Genomic DNA, 18,608 nt, shown 5'->3' on the forward strand with positions numbered 1-18,608 from the left:
GATAGCAGGCACTTAGGTTTTCTATAGTACCGATCAACTCGGGGGGTCCGGTGGCCTGTTGAGTCGCGCTGGGGTGTGACCGCCCCAGGCAGGCCAGGCATACGGGACATGGAACAGCGGGGGAACAGAGCGGCATGAGCGGCGACCACGGCGACGAGCGGGACAGCGGCGATGACAGAGACAGTGGTGATGGCAGAGACAGCGTCAGCGGCGGCATAGAGCCGCTGACGCCGAGTGACCCGCGTCGGATAGGCCCCTACCCGCTCCTCGGCCGCCTCGGCTCCGGCGGCATGGGCCGGGTCTACCTGGCCCGCTCCGACGGCGGGCGCACGGTGGCCGTGAAGGTGGTGCACGAAGAGCACACCTCCAGCGGTGAGTTCAGGGCCCGGTTCCGCCGGGAGATCGAGGCGGCGCGGCGCGTCGGCGGGCACTTCACGGCGCCGGTGCTCGACGCGGACCCGGACGCCGCACGGCCCTGGGTGGCCACCGGGTATGTGCCGGGCCCCTCCTTGGAACAGGCGCTCCTGACGTACGGTCCGCTGCCCGCCTCCTCGGTGTACGCGCTGGCCGACGGGCTGCTGCGGGCGCTGAAGGGCATCCACGGCGCCGGAATCGTGCACCGCGACCTGAAGCCGTCCAACGTGCTGCTCACCGTCACGGGCCCGAAGGTCATCGACTTCGGCATAGCGCGCGCGTTGCAGGTCTCCGCGGAGTCGATGCTCACCAGCACGGGCATGGTCATCGGCTCGCCCGGCTTCATGGCGCCCGAACAGATCCTGGGCGAGGAGACGGGCACACCGGCCGACGTCTTCGCGCTCGGCTGCGTCCTCATGTACGCGGCGACGGGGCAACTGCCCTTCGGGCACGGCGCGAGCAACCAGCACGCGGTGATGTACCGCATCGTCGAGGCCGCGCCCGATCTGACCGGCGTCGAGGACGAGCCGCTGCGCACGTTCATCGCCCGCTGCCTGACCAAGTCCCCCGGTGAACGGCCGGGCGTGGACGAGCTGTTGGCGGGCCCTGATCTACCGCGCCCCTCCGGAGCGGAGAGCGGGGCCTGGCTGCCGCCTGCTCTGGTTGCCCGCCTCGCGCAGGAGGCGGCGAGGCTGCTGGATGCGGAGGCGCCGAAGGACTCCAAGGCACCGGAGATCGCGAAGGCAGCGGAGATCGCGGAGACACCGGAGATCGCGAAGGCGCCGGAGCCTTCGATGGCACCGGAGCCGGATGTCGCGACCTTCGGGCTGCGGGCGGCGCCCAAGCCGGAAGCCGAAGCGCAGGGGGCCGACCGGCGCACCCGCAGAAACTGGGCCGTAGCAGCAGCCGTCATCGCCGTCCTGGCGTCCGGCGGCACCGTGGCCCTGCTCGACGGGGAGGACGGCGCCCAAGGGGCTCCCGGCGCCGACAACTCCCCGACGGCCCCAGCGCCTTCAGGGTCCAAGGATTCCGGCGACAAGGGCAAGGACGGCAAGGGCGGAGAGGACGGAGAGGGCGGCAAGGGGAAGGGCAACGGCAAGGACGACGATTCCTCGCCGGGCGAGGACGGCGACAACTCCTCCGGTGACGCCGCGGGCGATGACAAGGCCTCCGACGACGACCCCTCATCCGCGGGGAAGGACGGGGGCTCGGACCCCAAGGCCCCCTCGGGCGGCGGTGGTTCGGACTCCAGCGGCTCGGGATCCGGCACCGGTTCCGGTTCCGGCTCCGGATCGGACTCAGGCTCCGGCACCTCCGACAACCGTGTCCCGCAAGCCTTCACCGGAACCTGGGCCCTCACGTCGCCGTACGTCCAGCAGCCGCAGAAGGTGATCATCTACCGGGTCGCGCCGGGCGGGTACGCCGTCAAGCTCATCACCGATTCGGGCAGCGGCGGGCACTGCGAGAACCAGGCCAGGCTGGTGTCCGTGGCGGACGGCGGGAAGCGCATCAACATCGGCACCGCCCATGTGGACGAGGGGCGCTCCAGCCAGATCGTGTGCGGCGACATGGATCCCTCCTCATTCACCCTCGACGCCCCGAGCGGCATCCGCCACAACGTCGGCCCCGCCCACGGCGACGGTTACCACTACGACCGCGGCTGAGCGGCTGTCACCTGATCGACGGCGGCTGACCACCACGTCAGCACGGGAATGCATGCACACGGGGGACACCAGGCGCTCAGCACGCGGAACGAGAAGAGGCATCCCAGATGTCAGCGCAAGAAAGCCCCGACATGCCGGCCGAGATGAAGGCCGTCCAGTACCGCAGCGTCGGCGCCGCCCCCGAGGTGGTGACCGTGCCGCGCCCGGAGCCGGGCCCCGGCCAGGTACTCCTGAAGGTCACCGCCGCGGGCGTCTGCCACTCCGACATCGCGGTGATGAGCTGGCCCGCGGAGGCGCTGCCCTTCCCGCTGCCGCTCACCCTCGGCCATGAGGGCGCCGGGACCGTCGCCGCGCTGGGCGAGGGTGTCACCGGCTTCGAGGTCGGCGACTCCGTGGCCGTCTACGGGCCGTGGGGCTGCGGAGCCTGCCCGATGTGCGCGCAGGGCAAGGAGAACTACTGCACGCGCGCCGCCGAGCTCGGCATCCTTCCGCCCGGACTAGGGGCGCCCGGAGCCATCGCCGAGTACATGATCGTGGACGACGCTCGCCATCTGGTCCCGCTGGGCGGCCTCGACCCCGTGACCGCCGTGCCGCTCACCGACGCGGGCCTGACCCCGTACCACGCCATCAAGACCTCCCTGCCCAAGCTGATCCCCGGCAGCACCGCCGTGGTCATCGGCACCGGCGGCCTCGGACACGTCGCCATCCAACTGCTGCGCGCGCTGACCCCGGCACGGGTGATCGCCCTCGACGTCACCGACGGAAAGCTGCGCCTTGCCCACCAGGTCGGCGCTCACGAGACGGTCCTTTCGGACGAGCGCGCGGCGAAGAAGGTCCGTGACCTGACCGGCGGCCTCGGCGCGCAGGCGGTGTTCGACTTCGTCGGCGCGCCGCCCACCGTCGCCACGGCGACCGCCTGCGCCGCGGTCGAGGCGGACGTCGCCATCGTCGGCATCGGCGGTGGAGCCGCGTCGGTCGGCTTCGGGACGACCCCCTACGACGCGGCGGTCCGCGTCCCGTACTGGGGCAGCAGGGCCGAGCTGATGGAGGTCCTCGACCTGGCCAGGTCCGGCGCGATCGACGTCCAGGTGGAGACGTACGCACTTGCCGACGCCCCCAAGGCGTACGAGCACCTGCACGACGGGCGGATCAACGGCCGGGCGGTCATCCTGCCCAGCGGCTGAGTTCCGGCCCGGTACGACCTGGACCCCGAGGCGACAGCCTCGGGGTCCGGACGCGTGGCGCCTGGGTGCCTAGATCCGCAGCAGCCTTTCCGTGGCTTCGCGGTACTGCCGCAGCGCGAGGCGCAGTTCTTCCGTATGCGCTTCGGTGTCGTGGCCCTGCCAGCTCGCGCGCAGAGTGTGCCGTCGTTGCGTGAGGGTCTCGGTCAGGTGCCTGACGGCGTCGTCGAAGAGGCCGTCGGCCTCCTCCACTGCCTGGCGCGGGCTCTCGACGAAGGTGCTGAGCGCCTGTTGGAGCCGCAGGCCGAGCTTGTCCCGTTCGTCCTGACGGAGCAGTACGGGGCCGGGTTCGGAGCCGGAGGCCGGGGAGCCGGTGGCGGGGGAGGGGGTCGCGGCGGGAGCGGGGGCAGGAGCGGGGGCGCCGCCGCCGATGGCCTGCTCGCGCGGTGTGAGGTCCTTGGCGTCCGTCATGACGTGCCACTTCCCTTCGCGTGGCGCCGGGGCAGTGCCCACGGTGCGTGGCCGCGGTCGGCGGTGGACTGCCGGCCGTGCCGGTTGGAGTCGACCGTGTGCTCGGCGACCAGGGCCTCGAAGAGGCGCCGGGCCTCGACCATGGCCTCGCGCATTTCCTCGGTGCCTGCCTGCCCGCGGGTGGCCGTGTGCACCTTGCGGTACCCGTGGACGGAGTGCGCGTGGTGGACGGAGAGCGCGGCCACCTGCTCGTCGAAGCGCTCACCGTCGGGGAAGCCCCGGTCCCTGGCCAGGCGGGCAAGGAGCGCGTCGGCCTCGACCACGGCCTGCTGCGGTGATTCGACGAACTGCTCCTGGACGCCGGCCCACTGGGCCGCGTAGCGCTCGCGCGCCCCGGGCGGCAGGGGCTCGGCCTTGACGGAGCCGTGGAGTCGTACGCGCTCGCGGAGCTCCTGTTCGGCTGCCCGTACGTCCCCGTCGTGACGGGCGACGGTGTGGTCGTACTCGGGCCCGAAGCGGTGCTTCAGGCCGCGTCCGCCGCCCCGGGCTCGCCGCAGTCCGACGAAGAGGACGGCGGCTGCCGCGATGACGACCACGGCGATGATGACGGCGGTGATCATGGCTGCCTCCCTTGATCTCGTGGTCCGTTCAGCTGATTTCGTGGTCGTTCGGCGCTGAGGCCGGCCGATGGGCACCCACGCGACGTGGGCACCGATCGGGGCGTCTGCGATCAGCGGTTGAACGACTGCTTCCGTGTTCGCACGGCGGCCGAGTACCCGGCTTGGGAGCATCGACACGCCCCGCGCTCCGGAGGTCGCCGGATCCGCCGCATCGGATGACATGCTGAAACGATCGGTCAAGTCGAGAGCGCAGTACGGCGAGTGCCGGTGAAACCTGGACCACGCGAAGGACAAGTGCGAAGTGCTGACCGTGCTGGTACTGGCCGCCGATCACCGGGCCGGCGACCTGATCCCGCAGATCGAGGCCGTCCCCGGTCTGTACGTCATCTCCCAGACGGACGACAGTTTCCTCGCCATGGCGCGGGCCCGCGCCCTGCTGCCCGACGTCCTGGTCATCGACCTCAGCGCCCGTTTCGCCGGTGACGCCGCGACGGTCATCGACCAGGCCCGCCAACTCGAGCCGCCCAGCCACATCCTGGTCCACTCGGGCGACGCCGTGGTGGGGGCCGTTTCCCCCGCGGGCGCGGTCGGACCCGCTTCCGGCGGCTCACCGCCGGGGCTCGCGCACGCGCTGGCGCGTCTCGCCGGCGACGTCGCCCCGCCGCCGTGACCAGGCGGGGCCGGCCCTGCTACGCGTCCGCGACCCGCACCGAGAGTCCGTAGTCAAGCTCGGACCCGTCGACCAGGAGCGCCTCGACGGTGCGGGTCGCGGGATCGATGTCGGCCTCCATGCCGTCACCCGCGTACCGGGGAAACCCGGACGACCCGGTCTCGCCGGTGGCCACCACGACGGCCGAGCGCAGGGCGTCGCGGGCATCGGTCGTACTCACGCCGTCCCCCGTGAACCCGGGAACCAGCAGGATCTCGAAACGCTGCGGGACAGTGTTCATGCACGTGACGGTAGACAGAACTCGCCCACCATGCACGTCCACCGCTGCCGGTCGGCGCCGCGCATCGTGCTAGCCGAGCGTCAGCTCGACCCGCAGCGAGGCGGCCCGCGCCGACGGTTCGACGCGGACGGTGGCCTCGGCGGTGCCGGACGGGCCCATGAGGGGGTCCGCCCGGCAGACGAGCGTGTACTCGCCCGTGGTGGGGGCGCCGAGGGAGAACCGTCCCTCGGTGTCCGTCACGGCAGCGATGTCCGGCAAGGGCTGCGGCCCCTCGGTGAACAGGACGTGGGCGCCCGGCACCGGGGCGCCCGAGGTGTCGCGGACGACGCCGGTGATCTCCACTGCGGGGCTGCTGCCGTTCATCGGGGTTCGCTCACGCCTTCCAGGCCACGTAGTTGTTGAACACGGGGGTGGTGAACCGGGTTCCCGAGTTCACCCGGGCACCGCCGTAGGCGTGAATGCCGAAGCCGTAGCGGCCGGTGCTGTCGATGCGGTAGACGGAGCTGCCGCTCTGCCCGCCCGCGGTGTCGATGTCGTAGTACACCTTGCGAGGGGCGACCGAGTCGATCCCGCGCGCCGCGTACCACTGCGTCCCGGGCGGCTTGTCGCCCGGATAGCCGGAGATGTTGCCGGTGGTCTTGAGCAGGTCCGAGTCCGACCAGACGCCGAAGCCGAACCAGCCGGTGGTGGAGCCGATGTTGGAGGGCGTGATGATGGCGCCGTAGTCGAAGTTCTCGTCGCCGTTGGTCGTCCAGCCTGTCACGGAGCGGAAGCTCGTGCAGGTGATGCTGCCGTAGGGCAGCGAGGCGCCGTTGCGTCCCGGCATGACCTGGATGCTCTTCACCCAGCCGTCCCGGCCCGCCACGCCGCTGCCCTTGATGTAGACGCAGTGGCCCGCGGTGGCGAGGGTGTGTGGTCCGAGGAGCCATCCGGTGCCCTGATAGAGGGCGTTGTCGCGGGCGGTGATCAGCAGGTAGCAGTGCACGCGCCACGGATACACGCTGGTGTTGGTGATCTGGATGCGGTCGTCGGGGCCGTGCACGGTCTCAGGGGCCAGGGGCGGCGGTCCGTACGACGCCTCCCCGATGTCGGGAAGCGAGGCGGTCGGGGCCGTCCAGGCCTCGGGCGCGAAGTGCTCCGGGCGCCGGTAGCCCTCGACGTGTTCCAGGCCTTCACCCGTCGAGTGCTGGGCCTGGCCCTCCGTCCCCTCGGAAGGCGGCTGCAGCACCGCCTCCTGCTCGGTTGCCAGGGTTATCGCTCCGTCGTCCGGTTCGTTCGTCACTGCGGTGTGTGGATCGTGCGCCATTCTGGATCACCCGGCTTCTCTCAGAGCTGCGATGTGATGCCTTGCAGGACGCCGCGGCCGCAACGTTTTTGGGTCAGTGCCCCTTCTACTGCCGCCGGACAAGTGCCGCAATGAGACTTTTGCGCCGACCGGCGCGTGTGTGCGTACACGTGCTTTCGGGGCGCCAAGTACGTCAACTGACCGGCTCCCGGGGCCCATACGGCGCGCGGGACGTCAGCTCGCCCCGCCGCCTCACGGCGAACGGCCCGGGGCCAGGTCTCAGCAGCCCCCGCCGGGCACCCGCGCCCCGGCCGCTGCCTGAGCGGGCGGGGCGCGATGCCTCAATCACGTCTCGAACAAACAATCAGCCCCAGGGAGCGGCCCGTTCCCCTTCCGCGAGGGCTAGGGGCGAGCGTAGGGCCGGGTCATGATCTCCATGTTGTGGCCGTCCGGATCGTCGAAGTACGCGCCACGACCGCCGAACAGCCGGTTGATGTGGCCGGGGTCGGTGTGGCCGGGGTCGGCGTAGTAGGTCACCCCGACCGTCTCCAGGCGGGTGATCATGGCGTCGAACTGTTCGTCGGGCACGAGGAACGCGTAGTGCTGCGACTGGACCGGCTCGTCGCTCAGCTCGTAGTAGTCGAGCGTCACGCCGTTGCCGAGGTCGACGGGCAGGAACGGCCCGAACGGGGCGCCGACCTTCAGGCCCAGGATCGCGGCGAGGAACTCCGCCGACAGCAGGCGGTCCTTGGCGTAGACGGCGGTGTGGTTCAACTGGACGGTCGTGACAGGTGAATTGGGGTCGTGCGAGTGCTGGCCGTGCGGCATGTATGAGATCTCTTCCGGGTCTTGGATTCCACTGACGGTGCGCCGCGTGGGGCGCGGGAGGGAAGACGGAAGAGAGGTCGGCGGGGCTCTGGCCCGCCTCGCGCTCACGCCGAGGCCGGGTGCCTCACTCGTACGTGGCCCATGGCCGACCCGGCAGTCACCCGAGTGACCCTAGCGGGCAGGCGTTAGCCTCGTCCAGGACGACGAGGCAGTGGAAGGGAGACGGGCGTGGCGGAGCAGCGGCGGCGTTCCCGGCGGCGGGGGCAGGGTGAGCTGGAGGCGCAGGTCCTGTCGGCCCTGCGCGAGGCGGAGGGTCCCGCGACCGCGGGCTGGGTGCAGGAGCGGCTCGGCGCTGACCTCGCGTACACGACTGTCGTGACGATCCTGAGCAGGCTCCTGGACAAGGGCGCGGTGACCCGCGAGCGCGCGGGCCGCTCCTTCGCGTGGACGCCGTCGGCCGACGAGGCGGGCCTCGCGGCGCGCAAGATGCGCAAGGTGCTCGACGGCGAGCGCGACCGGGAGGCGGTGCTCGCCAGCTTCCTCACCGCGCTGCCGCCGGGCGACGAGCGGCTGCTGCGTGAGCTCCTGCGGCAGGACGAGGCGGAGAGGGACGTCTGAACCGCCATGGGGATGTTCGTCCTTCTGCCCCTGGTCCTGCCGCTGACGGCCTGGCCGGTCGCCCGGCTCGCCGAGCAGCGGCTGCACCCGAGGACCGCCACCCGGCTGCTCACGACGGTCGCCGCGGTCATGGCGCTGTGCAGCACGCTGTGCCTGGGCCTGCTGATGGTCGTCGGCACGGCGCAGCTGCCCGGGAACCCGCTGCCGGACGGCTGGTCGGACCCCGAGGTGCGCGCCGCCGTCCCGTACGACGAGGTCGCCGGGCGCCTTGCCATTCCGGGGCTGCTCGCCGTGGCCGTGGCGTGCGGCAGGACCTTGTGGCGCCACCACCAGGTACGCCGTCGCGCCCACCGCGCGCTTGCCGGTCTTCCCGGCACCGCCGTCGCCGTCCTGCCCGACGAGGTGCCCTACGCGTACGCGCTGCCCGGCGGCGGCCGCGACCGGGTCGTGGTCACCACCGCCCTGCTCGACTGCCTCGAACCCGGCGAGCGCCGCGCCCTGTTCGCCCATGAACGCGCCCACCTCGCGACCCGGCACCACCGCTACCTCCTCGCCGTGCAGCTGGCCGCGCGCGCCAATCCGTTCCTGCGCCCGCTGCGTACCGCCGTGTCCTACACGACCGAGCGCTGGGCGGACGAGGACGCCGCCCACACCGTCGGCGACCGCAGGACCGTCGCCCGCGCGATCGGCAAGGCGGCTCTGCACTCCCGGGGCGCCCCGGCCCCGACCCTGGCCGGGCTCGCCGCGCCGGGGCCCGTGCCCCGCCGGGTCGCGGCCCTCCTCGGCCCGGCTCCCACGGCGCGCAGCTGGCCGTCCCTGTTCACCGCGGTGGGGCTCGCGGCGTGGGCGGCCGCCGCCGGGGCCGCGGTCTCGGCCATGTCGTCGGCGAACTCCGCCGTGACGATGGTCCTGATCCTGCACGCGGCCACCCCGCTCTAGGCCCGCTCTCCACCCCATGGCCTGACCGACTCGCTTTGCCGTTCCTTTACAGTGGTGTAGAAGCACTACCGCTTCCATGCCACCGCCCTCGTACGACACGTCGTACGAGTACGAGAAGGAGACACGGACCCGCAATGGGTGAGCCTCCCAGTACGAACCGTGCCATGTCCCGCCCGCTGTCCGAGCGTGAGGGAACGGGGGTGGCACGGTGACCGAGATCCTGCTTCTGCTGCTCGCCCTGCTCCTCACGCTCGCCTGCGCGGTGTTCGTGGCGGCCGAGTTCTCCCTGACCACCGTCGAGCGCGGTGACCTGGAGCGCGCCGCGGACGCGGGGGAGCGGGGTGCCGAAGGCGCCCTGAAGGCCGTCCGGCGGCTGACCCTCCAGCTGTCCGGCGCCCAGCTCGGCATCACCGTCACGTCACTGGTGATCGGCATGCTCGCCGAACCCTCCCTCGCGGCGCTCCTGCGCGGCCCGCTGGAGGCGGCGGGCCTGGGCGGCGCCGCCCCGACCACGGCCACCCTGCTCGGTGTGGCACTCTCCACCGTGATCCTGATGGTCATCGGCGAGCTGGTGCCCAAGAACTGGGCGATCTCCCGGCCGCTGGCCGTCGCCAAGGTGGTGGCGGCCCCGCAGCGCGGCTTCACCGCCGCCTTCGGACCGTTCATCCGGCATCTGAACAACACGGCGAACCACGTCGTACGCCGCTTCGGCCTGGAGCCCGCCGAGGAGCTGGCCTCCGCGCGCACCCCCGAGGAGCTGGTCGCCCTCGCCCGGCGCTCGGCCGCGGAGGGCGCCCTGGAGGCGGACTCGGCCGAACTGTTCGTCCGCACCCTGCACTTGAGCGAGCTGACCGCGGAGAACGTGATGACCCCGCGGGTGGACGTACGGGCGCTTGAGGCGCACGCCACGGCCGCCGACGCCGCGAACCTGACGCACGCCACGGGCCTGTCCCGCTTCCCCGTCTTCCGCGACAGCCTGGACGAGGTCATCGGCACCGTACACATCCGCGATGTGCTCGCCCTGCCCCCGGAGAAGCGGCGGCTCACCCCCGTCACCGACCTCGCGGCCGAGCCCCTGCTCGTACCCGACAGCCTGCCCGCCGACCGGCTTCTGGAGCGGATGCGGGCGAACCGCACGATGGCCGTGGTCATCGACGAGTACGGCGGCACGGCCGGTGTCGCGACGGTGGAGGACATCGTCGAGGAGGTCGTCGGCGAGGTCCGCGACGAGCACGACCCCGTCGAGGTCCCCGACCTGCTGCCCGCACAGAGGGCCCAGGACGGCCGCACCGTGTGGGAGGCCGACGGCGGCGTCCGCATCGACCAGCTCGCCACGATAGGACTTACCGCGCCCGAAGGACCGTACGAGACCGTGGCCGGACTGATGGCCACCCGGCTCTCCCGCATCCCCGCCGAAGGTGACGCCCTCGACCTCGACGGCTGGCACCTGTCCGTCCTGACGGTCGAGCACCACCGCGCCGACCGGATCCGCATCACCGAACCGGCGCTCCAGGTGCCCCGCCAGGCCGTGGAGGAGGCCCGATGACCACGCTCCAGCTCACCATCGGCGCCCTGACCCTGCTCACCAACGCGTTCTTCGTCGGCGCCGAGTTCGCCCTGATCTCCGTGCGCCGCAGCCAGATCGAACCCCGCGCCCAGGCAGGCGACAAGCGCGCCCGCATCACCCTGTGGGGCATCCAGCACATCTCCGCGATGATGGCCACCGCCCAACTGGGCATCACCGTCTCCTCGTTGGTGCTTGGCGCGGTCGCGGAACCCGCCATCGCGCACCTCCTGGAGCCGGGCTTCGAGGCGGTCCACATCCCGCACGCCCTCGTGCACCCGATCGCCTTCGTCATCGCCCTGACCGTGGCGACGTATCTGCACATGCTCATCGGCGAGATGATCCCCAAGAACATCGCGCTCGCCGCGCCCGCCAGGACCGCCCTGCTGCTCGGCCCGCCGCTGGTGGCCCTCACCCGCGCACTCAAGCCGGTCGTCTTCGGCATCAACGCCTTCGCCAACACCCTGCTCAAGCTGCTCAGGGTCGACCCGAAGGACGAGGTCGAGTCCGTCTACACGGACGACCAGCTCGCCCGCATGGTCGTCGACTCCAGCGCGGCCGGGCTCCTCTCGGCGGCCGACGGCGAGCGGCTGCGCGACGCCCTTGAACTCGGCACCCGGCCGGTCGGCGAGATCCTCGTACCGACCGCCAGGATGCGCACCGTCGAGCACACCGTCACCCCGGCGCGCCTGGAGCGGGTGGCCGCGGACGCGGGCTTCTCGCGCTTCCCGGTGACAGGACCCGACGGCACCCTGCTCGGCTACCTCCACATCAAGGACACCCTGGGCATCGCCGAGCGGGACCGGCCTTTCCCGCGCGGCGCGTTGCACGTGGTCACGCGGGTGCACATCGACACACCGCTGGACGACACCCTCACCGCGCTGCGTGGCGCGGGCAGTCACCTGGCCGCGGTCACCGGCGAGAGCGGAACGGTGCTCGGGTTCGTCACCATGGAGGACGTCCTCTCCGAGCTGGTGGGCCCCTCTCCGGCGGCGCTCGGCTGATTCACGGGTGGCGTGACTGTACGCGCGGGGGCTCCGGTGGCTAGGGTGCCCGTGATGTTCTACACAGGTGTAGCACCCGCAATTGACGTGAGACGCGAGACCGCGGGCCCGGGTTCCCCCGGGAGGTCCCGTGAGTGAGCCTGTCCGCTCGATGGACCGGTCCGGGCCCGGGGCACTGCGGGCGCCGCTGCCCGCCGCGCGCAGTGCGCCTCCGAAGGCTCCGGCGGCCCCCACCGTGGCGCCGGAGCCTCCGGTCAAGCGCCGGGACTCGTTCTTCGACAACGCCAAGTACCTGGCGATCGTGCTGGTGGCGATGGGCCACGCGTGGGAGCCGCTGCGGGGCGACAGCCGGGCGGCGGCCGCGCTCTACATCACCGTCTACACCTTCCACATGCCGGCGTTCATCGTCATCTCCGGCTATTTCTCGCGGAGTTTCGACGCGAGCCCCGGCCGCCTCAAGCGCCTGGTGACGGGCATCGCGGTGCCGTACGTCATCTTCGAGGTCGCCTATACCTTCTTCAAGCGCTGGGCGGGCGACGACCCGACGTACCCGATCAGTCTGCTCGACCCCTGGTACCTCACATGGTTCCTGGTCGCGCTCTTCGTCTGGCGGCTCACCACCCCGCTGTGGAAGGTGGTCCGTTGGCCCCTGCCCATAGCGCTCGCCATCGCGGTGCTCGCCTCGGTCTCGCCGGACATCGGCGACGACCTTGACCTCCAACGGGTGCTGCAGTTCCTGCCGTTCTTCGTCCTCGGCCTGTGCCTGAAGCCCGAGCACTTCCAGATCGTGCGCCGCCGGGAGGCCCGCATCCTGGCGCTGCCCGTCTTCGCGGGTGCCCTGCTGTTCGCGTACTGGGCGGCGCCGCGCATGAACGCCGCGTGGTTCTACCGCAGGGACAGCGCACAGGAGCTGGCCGCGCCCGGCTGGTCCGGGGGCGTGATGACGCTCGCGATGTTCGGCTGCTCGGCGATCCTGGTCGCGTGCTTCTTCGCCTGGGTCCCCGGTCGCAGACTCTGGTTCACCGCGCTCGGCGCGGGCACCCTCTACGGCTATCTCCTGCACGGGTTCCTCGCCAAGGGCTCCCGTTTCTGGGACTGGTACGACCTCGACTGGCTGCACACACCGCTCGGCGAGATCACCGTCACCCTCTGCGCCGCGGCCCTCATCACCGTGCTCTGCACCCCACCGGTGCAGCGCCTCTTCCGGTTCGCGATGGAACCCGACATGGAGTGGGCGTTCAGGAGGGACGCCAAGGCGCGCGCCCGTGGCCGGGGCGCGCACCGGCGCTGATGGAGTGGATCAGGCGGTGTTCAGCTCGTAGAACCCCCTGCCGAACGTCGCGGCCACCAGGCGGTGGTTCCCCGCGTCGTACTCGATGTCGTCCACCGGCACCGCGGGCATCCCGCGGCCCAGGCGCGACCAGTGGCCTCCCTTGGTGCCGGAGGTGAACACCCCCTGGTCGGTGCCGATGTGGAGTTTGCCGCCCCGTGCGATGACGAGGTCGTTGACCGGCGCGTCCGGCAGATTGCCTGACAGGTTCCTCCAGTGCGCGCCGCCGTCCGTACTGCCGTAGACGTGGGGCGTGCCGGAGCCGGAACGGTAGGCGGAGTGGGTGGTGTAGACGCGGTCGGCGTCGCGCGGGTCGACGACGACGCGGGTCACCCAGGGGAGCCCTTCGGCGAGCTTCGTCCAGTGCGCGCCGCTGTCCTTCGTGACCCAGACGCGGCCGTCGTCCGTGCCGGCGTAGATGGTGCGGCCGTCCGCGGCGGGCGCGATCGAGGTGATGGTGCCGTAGTTGGTGTAGATCGGGTCGGGGCCCGGACCGCCGGACAGGTCGGGGCTGATGGCCTGCCAGGTCGCGCCGCCGTCCGTGGAGCGGTTGAGCACCTCGGAGCCGTAGTAGAGGATCTTGGGATCACGGGGGTCGAAGACGACCGGCGTGAACCAATTCCGTCGCTTGAATGTGGTCTTGTCCGCGAAGTACGTCATGGTGTCGCCGCCGTCGGTGGAGCTGAAGCAGTTTCCGTACTGGTAGCAGGCGTAGACGTTGTTCACGTCGGTCGGGTTGATCAGGTTCTCCTCGCCGTCACCGCCGAGGTACTCGTTGAAGCGGTCGCCGCCCCAGGAACGTATCGAGCCGTTGTCCTGTGAACCCCCGGAGATCCGCGAGGTGTCCTGCGGCGATATCGCGGCACTGTAGAGCTGGGTGTACGGCTCGTGGCGCGCCTTGACCCAGCCGCCGTCGCCGTTCGCGTCGGAGCGGTAGACACCGCCGTCGTTGCCCAGGTAGACGCGGCCCGGACGGCGCGGGTCCCAGACCATCGCGTGCTGGTCGACGTGGATGCTGGTGTCGTCGGCCGTCCAGGTGGCGGCGCCGTCCTTCGACGTCATCAGCGGGACTCCGGCGACCTGCACGTGCTCGGCGTCGCGGGGGTCGGTCCAGATCTTCCCGAACCACCAGCCGAACGTGGACTGCGAGTCGGTGAGCTTCTTGTCGACGGGGGTCCGCTGCCAGGTGTCGCCCGCGTCCGTGGAGGCGTAGAAGCCCTCGAAGGGACCGTCCGTCTTGTTGACGATGGCGTAGGCGCGCTCACCCGCCACGGCGAGGCCGATCCGTCCCACGTCCGGGCCCTGCGCGGGCAGGCCGCCGCCGAGCCGCTTCCAGGTCCTGCCGTCGTCACCGGAGCGGAAGACACCGGAGCCCTCGCCGCCGTAGGTGCGGCGCTCGGGCGTGCGGCGGTGGTCCCACAGCACGGCGTACAGCTTCCTGCCCTGGACGACGATCTCGGTGGCGCCGGTGAACTCATTGGCGCCGGTGAGGATGCGCTGCCACGTCCTGCCGCCGTTCTCGGAGCGGTAGACGCCGCGGTCGCCGCCGCCGTTGTAGAGCGATCCCGCCGCGGCCACGTAGATGCGGCGCGGGTTGTCGGGGTCCACCGTGATGGCGCTGATCGCGCCCGAGTCACGCAGCCCGGACTGCTTCCAGTGCTTGCCGCCGTCGGTGCTGCGGTAGAGACCCGTCCCTTCGTACGTGATGCTGCCGCCGCCGGGGTTGGGCTCGCCCGTCCCCGCGTACAGGGTGCCGTCGGGGCCCGTGGCGACCGCGCCCATGGCCTGCGTCCAGCTGTCGGGCCACGCGGACTTGAAGGTCTGTCCTGCGTCCGTGCTGCGCCAGATGCCGCCGCTGGCCGCGGCGGCGTAGAGGGTGTCCGCGCGCTTCGGGTCGAGCGCCAGCGAGACGATGCGCCCGCCGATGTTGGTGGGCCCGACGGACTTCCACCGGCCGCCGGTGGTGGGCAGTTGCCGTGCCTGCGCGGCGGCGTCCTCGTGGGCGTGGCGTGGAATCGACTCTCCGGGGACGGTCTTCTGCAGATAGCGGTACTCGGCGGGGGCGGCGGGCCCCCGTACGGGGCGGTACACGTCTCCCGGGGGCGGGGGCGCCGCTGAGGCCGGGGCCGTGACCATCAGGACCCCCGCGAGCGGGGCGAGGACCAGGTGAAGCAGACGTCTGCGCATGGACTCCCTCTTCTTCGTCATGGCCATATCAAGCGGTGACCTTAGGAGACGGGGTGAGGGAGCAGTAGGCCGCAAGTCGGACTTTGTGGCGGAGGAGGCGCCGGAGGACACCCCCTGGCGGCCGGCTCAGTCCGGCGCGGGCCCGAAGCGGCGGCGGTACGCCGAGGGGGTCAGGCCTGTCTCGCGGCGCATCAGGGCGCGCAGATTGGCGGTGGTGCCGAGCCCGCTGCGCCGGGCGACCGTGTCGAAGGGGGCCACGCCCAGCTCGATCAACCGGCAGGCCAGCGCGAGGCGTTCACCCGTGAGCCAGGCCAGGGGCGTGGTGCCGAGCTGGGCCTGGAAGCGGCGGTGCAGGGTCGCGGGGCTCAGTGCGGCGTGCGCCGCGAGACCCGGTACGGAGAGGGGTGAGTCGAGCCGCTCCTGGGCCCAGGCGAGGACCGGGGCCAGGGACTCGTCCGGCACTTCGGGCACCGGCCGCTCCACGAACTGCCGCTGACCGCCGTCCCGGTGGGCGGCGAAGACGAGGCGGCGGCTCACCGCGTTGGCGACCTCGGCGCCGTGGTCGCGGCGGACCAGGTGCAGCCCGAGGTCGAGGGCGGCGGCGCTGCCCGCGGCGGTGAGGATGTCGCCGTCGTCGACGAAGAGCACGTCCGGTTCGAGCCGTACGCCGGGGAAACGGACCCGGAAGTCGTCCGCCCACTGCCAGTGCGCGGTGGCCCGGCGCCCGTCGAGCACCCCGGCCTCGGCGAGCGTGAAGGCACCGCTGCAGAACCCGACGAGCCGAGCCCCTCGGGCATGCGCCCGGCGCACGGCGTCGAGGACGGCCGGGCGTCGGGGGACCTCGATGTCGGGCCGGTTGGGCACGATCAGGGTGTCCGCCGATTCGGCCGCGTCGAGGCCGGCGACGCCCGTGAGCGTGAAGAACCCGTCCCGCATCAGGGTGCGCGGCTCGGGCGAGCAGAGAGCGAACTCATAGAGCTCTCGCCCGAGTTCGGGGCGGCGCAGGCCGAACACCTCGGTGGCGCAGCCGAGCTCGAAGGGGTTGGAGTTCGCGTCGACGATGACGACGACGCGGTGCAGTTCCCCGTTGCGATGCAGTTCCCCGTTCCCGGCGCCCTGAGAGGATCCTTGCGACATACGCTATTTCTACCACTCACGACGGCAGCCGTGACCGTCGGACGCTGGACCCATGAGCAACGAACCCATCGCCCTCAGCAAGGCCCTGGCCTCTTTCGACGCCCTCTGGAGCCCCCGCATCGTCACCCGCGTCAACGACTACGACGTACGCGTGGCCAAGGCCGAGGGCGACCACCTCTGGCACGTCCATGACGACACCGACGAGTTCTTCCTGGTCCTCGAAGGCGAACTGCGCATCTCCCTGCGCGAGCCGACCGGCGAACGCACGGTCACCCTCCCCAAGGACGCCGTCTTCACGGTCCCGCGCGGCACGGAACACAAGCCGTCGGCCCCCTCCGGCGCCAAGATCCTCGTCTTCGAGCCCACCGGCACCCCGACGGTCGGCGACCGCCACGACGAGATCCCGTCCCATGTCGACGCGACGACGGGCCACAGCCTCGATCTCTGAGAGCGGCCCGTCGGCCTTCTGGGCAGCGGCAGTCAACAGCGGTATGCCAAGTGTTGACCCGTCAACCACGAGAGGGTGGGCCAGACATGTGGACCGCTGGATTCTGGAAGGCCACCGCGGAGCGCGCGCTCCGTACCTTCGCGCAGTCGCTCGCCGCCGTCCTGGTCGCCGGGGCGACCACCCTCCTGGACGTCGAATGGAAGGCGGCGCTCGCCACCGCGGGGATGGCGACGCTGCTCGCCGTCCTCACGGCGGTCGGCGCCGCGAACGCCGGGGCGGGCGGGCCCGGCATCACGGAGACGCCGACCACCCGCGGGGGGCACGCCACGCCCTAGGAGCGGGTCACCCGTCCGGACTCGACCGAAAGCCGCTCGCCCCGGAACCGCTCCCGCAGCCTCCGGTCGTGCGACACGACGACCAGCGTGCCCCGGTATCCCGCGAGCGCCTCGTCGAGCTCCTCGACGAGGGCGGGGGAGAGGTGGTTCGTCGGCTCGTCGAGCAGGAGGAGGTCGGCCGGGCGCGTCACCAGGCGTGCGAGCGCCAAGCGGCGGCGCTGCCCCACGGAGAGTCCCTTCACCGGCACGGCCAGATCCTCCTCGCGGAAGAGACCGAGGGACAGGAGCGTCTGCGCGTGGTCCTCGGGGAGCCCCGCGAGCCCCGCCGCGAAGGCGTCGATCAGCGGCCTCGCCGTGTCCTCGTACGTGATGTACTCGATCTCCTGCGGCAAGTAGCCGACGCGGGCCGGGAGTTGGACCTCCCCGCGATCCGGGGCGAGCACTCCGGCCAGGACGCCGAGCAGCGTCGACTTGCCCGCGCCGTTCACCCCGGTCACCAGCGTGCGCGAGCCGGGATCGAGGAGCAGCCGGTCCACGGCGAGGCGTTCGCCCACCGTGACGTCCGTCAGCGCGACCGGGCGTACGAAGGGGTGGTCGCCGCCCTCGATGCCCTCGCCCGGCGTGAAGCGCAGCGGGTCGGGCGGGCGCGGCACCGGGTCCGCGCGCAGCCTGCGCAGCCGCTCGCGCGCGTTGCGCACGATCCCGGAGAGCTGACCCTCCACCGACCGCTGATGGCCCGCGAAACGCGGTCTTTCGCTCATCCGCCAGCCCACCGAGAGCCGGTCGGAGCCGCCCTCGGCGAGCCGCTCCTGGCGCTCGACCTCCTCGCTCCACTCGCGGTAGCGCTCCTCCCAGCGGCGCCGGGCCGTGGCGCGCTGCTCCAGATAGCCGTGCCAGCCGCCGCCGAAGCGGGCAACGGACCTGCGGTCGCCGTCGACCTCGACGATCACCTCGGCGACCCGGTCGAGGAAGACCCGGTCGTGGGTGACGGCGACGACCGTGCCCCGGTGGGCGCGCAGCCGCTCCTCCAGCCAGCCGAGCGCTTGGTCGTCCAGATGGTTCGTCGGCTCGTCCAGGAGGAGCAGCTCGGGCTGCGGAGCCAGGACGCAGGCGAGCGCGAGGCGCGCCGCCTCGCCGCCGGACAGCGATCCGAGCGTGCGCGAACGCTCCAGGTGGGGGACGCCAAGGCCATGCAGGGCGGCTTCCAGGCGCGCGTCGGCGCGGTAGCCGTCACGCGCCTCGAAAGCGGCGATGAGGTCCCCGTACGCGGCGAGTTCGGCCGGGCCCGCCGAGCCGAGCGCCTCTTCCGCCTCCCGGATCCGCCGCTCCAGGTCCCGCAGTTCGGCGAGCGCGTCGTCCACCGCGTCCTGCACCGTGGCGTGCGGCGGAAGGCGCAGGGTCTGCGCGAGGTAGCCGGTGCCGCCGTCCGAGACGACGGCCACCTCGCCGTCGGCGGGCGCGAACTCGCCCGCCATCAGGCGCAGGAGCGTCGACTTGCCCGAGCCGTTCTCACCGATGACACAGGCCTTCTCGCCGGGCCGCACCGACAGGGAGACCCGTTCGAGCACGGGCCGCTCCGGATAGCCGTACGACACGTCGCGCAGGACGAGTTGACTCACGGTGCGCATCCCCC

19 protein-coding genes are annotated in these 18,608 nt (G+C 71.8%); 10 read left to right on the forward strand and 9 right to left on the reverse strand.

Annotated features, from left to right (window positions below; translation table 11 throughout):
• Nucleotides 1-134 precede the first annotated feature (134 nt).
• Together E5671_RS40215 and E5671_RS40220 are read left to right on the forward strand one after the other, a co-directional pair.
• The gene (locus E5671_RS40215; RefSeq protein WP_160509148.1) at nucleotides 135-2,078 is read left to right on the forward strand and encodes a serine/threonine protein kinase; all 1,944 of its coding nucleotides are present in this window, start codon (nucleotides 135-137) and stop codon (nucleotides 2,076-2,078) included.
• 143 nt (nucleotides 2,079-2,221) lie between these two features.
• On the forward strand, nucleotides 2,222-3,262 hold the full coding sequence (locus E5671_RS40220) for an NAD(P)-dependent alcohol dehydrogenase (protein WP_160510729.1): 1,041 nt from the start codon (nucleotides 2,222-2,224) through the stop codon (nucleotides 3,260-3,262).
• 69 nt (nucleotides 3,263-3,331) lie between these two features.
• Here E5671_RS40220 and E5671_RS40225 read toward each other — a convergent pair whose 3' ends face one another.
• Together E5671_RS40225 and E5671_RS40230 are read right to left on the reverse strand one after the other, a co-directional pair.
• Nucleotides 3,332-3,730, reverse strand: coding sequence for a hypothetical protein (locus E5671_RS40225; protein WP_160509149.1), 399 nt, complete (start codon nucleotides 3,728-3,730; stop codon nucleotides 3,332-3,334).
• Nucleotides 3,727-4,350 carry a hypothetical protein gene (locus tag E5671_RS40230; RefSeq protein ID WP_160509150.1) on the reverse strand — a complete coding sequence of 208 codons (624 nt, stop codon included), beginning with the start codon at nucleotides 4,348-4,350 and terminating at the stop codon, nucleotides 3,727-3,729. Before E5671_RS40230 ends, E5671_RS40225 begins: the two co-directional genes overlap by 4 nt.
• A gap of 301 nt (nucleotides 4,351-4,651) precedes the next feature.
• Between E5671_RS40230 and E5671_RS40235 the strand changes: the two genes are divergently transcribed.
• The gene (locus E5671_RS40235; RefSeq protein ID WP_160509151.1) at nucleotides 4,652-5,020 is read left to right on the forward strand and encodes a response regulator transcription factor; all 369 of its coding nucleotides are present in this window, start codon (nucleotides 4,652-4,654) and stop codon (nucleotides 5,018-5,020) included.
• Nucleotides 5,021-5,039: 19 nt separating this feature from the next.
• Here E5671_RS40235 and E5671_RS40240 read toward each other — a convergent pair whose 3' ends face one another.
• From E5671_RS40240 to E5671_RS40255, 4 genes are all read right to left on the reverse strand, one after another.
• Nucleotides 5,040-5,300 (reverse strand): hypothetical protein, encoded by a 261-nt coding sequence (locus tag E5671_RS40240; RefSeq protein WP_160509152.1) that lies wholly within the window; start codon nucleotides 5,298-5,300, stop codon nucleotides 5,040-5,042.
• A gap of 69 nt (nucleotides 5,301-5,369) precedes the next feature.
• The gene (locus tag E5671_RS40245; protein WP_160509153.1) at nucleotides 5,370-5,663 is read right to left on the reverse strand and encodes a carboxypeptidase-like regulatory domain-containing protein; all 294 of its coding nucleotides are present in this window, start codon (nucleotides 5,661-5,663) and stop codon (nucleotides 5,370-5,372) included.
• Nucleotides 5,664-5,673: 10 nt separating this feature from the next.
• Nucleotides 5,674-6,606: a trypsin-like serine peptidase gene (locus tag E5671_RS40250; RefSeq protein ID WP_160509154.1), complete on the reverse strand. Its 933-nt coding sequence runs from the start codon at nucleotides 6,604-6,606 to the stop codon at nucleotides 5,674-5,676.
• Between the two features lie 381 nt (nucleotides 6,607-6,987).
• Complete coding sequence (locus E5671_RS40255; RefSeq protein WP_160509155.1) at nucleotides 6,988-7,413, reverse strand: VOC family protein; 426 nt, start codon at nucleotides 7,411-7,413, stop codon at nucleotides 6,988-6,990.
• A 228-nt stretch (nucleotides 7,414-7,641) separates the two neighbouring features.
• Here E5671_RS40255 and E5671_RS40260 point away from each other — a divergent pair, with 228 nt between their 5' ends.
• From E5671_RS40260 to E5671_RS40280, 5 genes are all read left to right on the forward strand, one after another.
• On the forward strand, nucleotides 7,642-8,031 hold the full coding sequence (locus E5671_RS40260; protein ID WP_160509156.1) for a BlaI/MecI/CopY family transcriptional regulator: 390 nt from the start codon (nucleotides 7,642-7,644) through the stop codon (nucleotides 8,029-8,031).
• Nucleotides 8,032-8,037: 6 nt separating this feature from the next.
• Entirely contained in the window at nucleotides 8,038-8,970 is a 933-nt protein-coding gene (locus E5671_RS40265) for a M56 family metallopeptidase (protein ID WP_160509157.1), read from the forward strand.
• Nucleotides 8,971-9,178: 208 nt separating this feature from the next.
• Nucleotides 9,179-10,516, forward strand: a complete 1,338-nt coding sequence (locus E5671_RS40270) for a CNNM domain-containing protein (protein ID WP_160509158.1) — start codon at nucleotides 9,179-9,181, stop codon at nucleotides 10,514-10,516.
• Complete coding sequence (locus E5671_RS40275; RefSeq protein ID WP_160509159.1) at nucleotides 10,513-11,538, forward strand: hemolysin family protein; 1,026 nt, start codon at nucleotides 10,513-10,515, stop codon at nucleotides 11,536-11,538. The genes E5671_RS40270 and E5671_RS40275 overlap by 4 nt, the downstream gene beginning before the upstream one ends.
• 151 nt (nucleotides 11,539-11,689) lie before the next feature.
• Nucleotides 11,690-12,829 carry an acyltransferase family protein gene (locus E5671_RS40280; protein ID WP_160510730.1) on the forward strand — a complete coding sequence of 380 codons (1,140 nt, stop codon included), beginning with the start codon at nucleotides 11,690-11,692 and terminating at the stop codon, nucleotides 12,827-12,829.
• A 9-nt stretch (nucleotides 12,830-12,838) separates the two neighbouring features.
• On the opposite strand, the gene E5671_RS40285 is transcribed toward E5671_RS40280, so the two are convergent.
• Nucleotides 12,839-15,076 (reverse strand): VPS10 domain-containing protein, encoded by a 2,238-nt coding sequence (locus E5671_RS40285; protein ID WP_237330344.1) that lies wholly within the window; start codon nucleotides 15,074-15,076, stop codon nucleotides 12,839-12,841.
• A 105-nt stretch (nucleotides 15,077-15,181) separates the two neighbouring features.
• Entirely contained in the window at nucleotides 15,182-16,192 is a 1,011-nt protein-coding gene (locus E5671_RS40290) for a GlxA family transcriptional regulator (protein WP_160509160.1), read from the reverse strand.
• A gap of 52 nt (nucleotides 16,193-16,244) precedes the next feature.
• On the opposite strand from E5671_RS40290, the gene E5671_RS40295 reads away from it, so the two are divergent.
• Nucleotides 16,245-16,640, forward strand: coding sequence for a cupin domain-containing protein (locus tag E5671_RS40295; protein ID WP_160509161.1), 396 nt, complete (start codon nucleotides 16,245-16,247; stop codon nucleotides 16,638-16,640).
• 86 nt (nucleotides 16,641-16,726) lie between these two features.
• Nucleotides 16,727-16,975 carry a holin gene (locus E5671_RS40300; protein WP_160509162.1) on the forward strand — a complete coding sequence of 83 codons (249 nt, stop codon included), beginning with the start codon at nucleotides 16,727-16,729 and terminating at the stop codon, nucleotides 16,973-16,975.
• On the opposite strand, the gene E5671_RS40305 is transcribed toward E5671_RS40300, so the two are convergent.
• Complete coding sequence (locus E5671_RS40305; RefSeq protein ID WP_160509163.1) at nucleotides 16,972-18,603, reverse strand: ABC-F family ATP-binding cassette domain-containing protein; 1,632 nt, start codon at nucleotides 18,601-18,603, stop codon at nucleotides 16,972-16,974. The genes E5671_RS40300 and E5671_RS40305 overlap by 4 nt on opposite strands.
• Nucleotides 18,604-18,608: the final 5 nt, after the last annotated feature.

Origin of the sequence: Streptomyces sp. BA2, assembly GCF_009769735.1 — a bacterium.
Lineage (GTDB): Bacteria > Actinomycetota > Actinomycetes > Streptomycetales > Streptomycetaceae > Streptomyces.

Coding starts and splice junctions, on each gene's coding strand:
- E5671_RS40220 (WP_160510729.1), top strand. CDS start 2,222: ATGAAGGCCGTCCAGTACCGCAGCGTCGGCGCCGCCCCCGAGGTGGTG.
- E5671_RS40275 (WP_160509159.1), top strand. CDS start 10,513: ATGACCACGCTCCAGCTCACCATCGGCGCCCTGACCCTGCTCACCAAC.
- E5671_RS40250 (WP_160509154.1), bottom strand. CDS start 6,606: ATGGCGCACGATCCACACACCGCAGTGACGAACGAACCGGACGACGGA.
- E5671_RS40230 (WP_160509150.1), bottom strand. CDS start 4,350: ATGATCACCGCCGTCATCATCGCCGTGGTCGTCATCGCGGCAGCCGCC.
- E5671_RS40225 (WP_160509149.1), bottom strand. CDS start 3,730: ATGACGGACGCCAAGGACCTCACACCGCGCGAGCAGGCCATCGGCGGC.
- E5671_RS40255 (WP_160509155.1), bottom strand. CDS start 7,413: ATGCCGCACGGCCAGCACTCGCACGACCCCAATTCACCTGTCACGACC.
- E5671_RS40245 (WP_160509153.1), bottom strand. CDS start 5,663: ATGAACGGCAGCAGCCCCGCAGTGGAGATCACCGGCGTCGTCCGCGAC.
- E5671_RS40300 (WP_160509162.1), top strand. CDS start 16,727: ATGTGGACCGCTGGATTCTGGAAGGCCACCGCGGAGCGCGCGCTCCGT.
- E5671_RS40240 (WP_160509152.1), bottom strand. CDS start 5,300: ATGAACACTGTCCCGCAGCGTTTCGAGATCCTGCTGGTTCCCGGGTTC.
- E5671_RS40295 (WP_160509161.1), top strand. CDS start 16,245: ATGAGCAACGAACCCATCGCCCTCAGCAAGGCCCTGGCCTCTTTCGAC.
- E5671_RS40305 (WP_160509163.1), bottom strand. CDS start 18,603: ATGCGCACCGTGAGTCAACTCGTCCTGCGCGACGTGTCGTACGGCTAT.
- E5671_RS40290 (WP_160509160.1), bottom strand. CDS start 16,192: ATGTCGCAAGGATCCTCTCAGGGCGCCGGGAACGGGGAACTGCATCGC.
- E5671_RS40265 (WP_160509157.1), top strand. CDS start 8,038: ATGGGGATGTTCGTCCTTCTGCCCCTGGTCCTGCCGCTGACGGCCTGG.
- E5671_RS40215 (WP_160509148.1), top strand. CDS start 135: ATGAGCGGCGACCACGGCGACGAGCGGGACAGCGGCGATGACAGAGAC.
- E5671_RS40285 (WP_237330344.1), bottom strand. CDS start 15,076: ATGACGAAGAAGAGGGAGTCCATGCGCAGACGTCTGCTTCACCTGGTC.
- E5671_RS40280 (WP_160510730.1), top strand. CDS start 11,690: ATGGACCGGTCCGGGCCCGGGGCACTGCGGGCGCCGCTGCCCGCCGCG.